The sequence below is a fragment of the Vibrio sp. Vb0304 genome (genome assembly GCF_033338995.1).
GTDB classification, from domain to species: domain Bacteria; phylum Pseudomonadota; class Gammaproteobacteria; order Enterobacterales; family Vibrionaceae; genus Vibrio; species Vibrio alginolyticus.
Genome location: NZ_JAWOTT010000273.1, coordinates 1 through 1,140 on the forward strand (window position 1 = coordinate 1; position 1,140 = coordinate 1,140).

The window sequence follows — 1,140 nt, forward strand, 5'->3', positions numbered from 1 at the left end:
CAAAATTGGGCAACCAAGAAATCTCTTTATCCGAAATTCGCATCAACAACAACACCTTGGATTTAAAAGGCTTAGCGAAAGCTCCGAGTTCAGTGCCGAGTTGGGTAAGCCAGTTCAAGAATGAGATCAGTCTTGTTGGGCGAACATTTGACGACGTGAAAATCGGTCGCAATGAGAAAGACATAGTGACGTTTGAGTTGAAAACGCGCGAGGATAAAGAGAAATGAACGAATTCTGGAGCTCATTAGAAGAGCGCTTTGGAGACATGAGCGCGCGCGAGAAAATGCTGGTGGCGCTGTGTGGCTTCGTGACCGTAGTTATGTTGCTGTTTACGTTGGTGCTAGAACCTAAGCTCAATCAGATCTCAAACAATGAAAGACAGCTGAGTAACTTAAAGCAGTCAAACCAAAAAACAGAAATTGATATTTTACGTGTTAAGGCTCAATTGAAGAAAGATCCAAACGCAGATATTGATTTGGAAATTTCCAACCTGTTGACGGAAAGTCAGCATCTTTCGATGCAGTTGTCACAAATTATTGAACACTTGGTAACGCCTTCACAAATGGCGGGCGTATTAGAGAGCGTATTAGAGCAGCAAAGTGGCATTCACTTGGTGTCATTGCAGACTCTGCCATCTGAGCCGATCACAGAAGATAAAGAAGCATCACAGTACTCTGGCTACTACGTACACCCAGTGCGTATGGAGCTAACTGGTGACTACTTTTCTATCGCCAACTACTTAAACAAGTTAGAGAGCTTACCTGCCAGCTATTTTTGGCGTAGCTTCAGTTACAAAGTAGAAGAATATCCAAAAGCGAAGTTAGTGCTTGAAGTGTACACATTAGGTTCTCGAGAGGAGTTTATCGGTGGTTAAAAAACTCATTATCTCAATCGCGGCTATCGCCTTGTCTGGTTCAGTCTTGGCAAATCAGGATCCAACTGCCCCACTTGGTTGGCAAAAACCAGCAGAGGTGTCTGCCAAGCCCAAAGCGAAACAATACCGCTTGCCGACACTGAACAGCATTGTCTGTAAGCCAAATACCGAATGTGTCGCAATCATGAATAACCGACTTGTCGAACAGGGTGAACTGTTTAACGGTTATCGAGTAGCAAGCATCAATAGTGAATTTGTAACTTTAA

The 1,140-nt window shown here is 43.5% G+C and carries 2 protein-coding genes and 1 pseudogene; all 3 read left to right on the plus strand.

Translation table 11 applies throughout. From position 1 onward, the window contains the following. Nucleotides 1–227: pseudogene (locus R7P35_RS25580) on the plus strand (MSHA biogenesis protein MshI); the annotation flags it as partial. Then, on the plus strand, nucleotides 224–874 hold the full coding sequence (gene gspM / locus R7P35_RS25585) for a type II secretion system protein GspM (RefSeq protein WP_005497276.1): 651 nt from the start codon (nucleotides 224–226) through the stop codon (nucleotides 872–874). The pseudogene R7P35_RS25580 and the gene gspM, both read left to right, overlap by 4 nt. After that, nucleotides 867–1,140 (plus strand): MSHA biogenesis protein MshK (locus R7P35_RS25590; protein WP_318093226.1); only part of this gene is annotated, 274 nt, incomplete at its 3' end. The genes gspM and R7P35_RS25590, both read left to right, overlap by 8 nt.

Coding starts and splice junctions, on each gene's coding strand:
- gspM (WP_005497276.1), top strand. CDS start 224: ATGAACGAATTCTGGAGCTCATTAGAAGAGCGCTTTGGAGACATGAGC.